The sequence below is a fragment of the Caballeronia arvi genome, from assembly GCF_001544695.2.
GTDB classification, from domain to species: Bacteria; Pseudomonadota; Gammaproteobacteria; order Burkholderiales; family Burkholderiaceae; genus Caballeronia; species Caballeronia arvi.
Map to the genome: position 1 here is coordinate 1 of NZ_FCOM02000235.1, position 1,343 is coordinate 1,343.

Annotated in this window: 1 pseudogene; it reads right to left on the bottom strand. The window is 61.5% G+C overall.

What is annotated here, in order from left to right:
• Positions 1 to 1,343: pseudogene (gene groL, locus AWB74_RS44580) on the bottom strand (chaperonin GroEL); the annotation flags it as partial.

The following is a 1,343-nucleotide window of genomic DNA, read 5'->3' on the forward strand; positions in this document are numbered from 1 at the left end:
GCGTTGTAGCCAAAATTGCCGTGGCCTTCGACCACTTTCGCGATGACTACCGATGGCTCGTCGCCCGCATTCGCCGCAATGATCCGCAGCGGTGCCTCGAGCGCGTGCAGTACGATCTGGATGCCCGCGTCCTGATCGCTGTTGGCGCCTTTCAGTCCCGTCACCGCTTCACGCGCGCGCAGCAGCGCCACCCCGCCGCCGGGCACGATGCCTTCCTCGACTGCGGCACGTGTGGCATGCAGCGCGTCGTCCACACGGTCTTTCTTCTCCTTCATTTCGACCTCGGTGGCCGCGCCGACTTTGATGACGGCCACGCCACCGGCGAGCTTCGCCACCCGCTCCTGCAGCTTCTCACGATCGTAGTCGCTTGTCGTTTCCTCGATCTGCGCACGGATAGACTTCACGCGCGCCGAGATGCGCTCTTCGTCGCCCGCGCCGTCGATGATGATCGTGTCGTCCTTGCGGACTTCAATGCGCTTCGCTCGTCCGAGATCTTCAAGGGCTGCCTTCTGCAACTGCTTGCCGGTTTCTTCGGAGATGACCGTCGCGCCCGTCAGGGTTGCGATGTCCTCGAGCATGGCTTTGCGCCGATCGCCAAAGCCGGGCGCCTTCACGGCCGCCACCTTGAGGATGCCGCGCATGGCGTTGACGACCAATGTCGCCAGCGCTTCGCCGTCGATGTCCTCTGCGACAATCAGCAGTGGCTTCCCAGCCTTTGAGGTTGCTTCAAGCACCGGCAGCAGATCCCGGATGTTCGAGATCTTCTTGTCGTGCAGCAAGATCAGCGCATCGTCCAGATAGGCAGCCTGCTTGTCGGGATCATTGATGAAGTAGGGGCTGATATAGCCGCGGTCGAACTGCATGCCCTCGACCACATCCAGCTCGTTGTCGAGCGACTTGCCGTCTTCGACGGTGATCACACCTTCCTTGCCCACTTTTTCCATCGCCTGCGCGATGATCGTCCCAATCGCTTCGTCGGCGTTCGCGGAGATCGACCCGACCTGAGCGATCTCACGGTTGGTCGATATCGGCTTCGACAGCGTGCGCAGTTCGTCGAGTAAGGCCGTGACGGCCTTGTCGATGCCGCGCGCTTTAGGTCCATCGGATTCATGCCGGCGGCGACATGCTTCATGCCTTCCTGAACGATCGCTTGCGCAAGAACGGTGGCCGTCGTGGTGCCGTCGCCCGCCACATCCGCCGTCTTCGAAGCGACCTGTTTAACGATTTGTGCACCCATGTTCTCGAACCGGTCCTTAAGCTCGATCTCCTTGGCGACTGACACCCCATCCTTCGTGATGGTCGGCGCGCCGAAGCTGCGTTCGATCAGGACGTTTCTGCCTTTG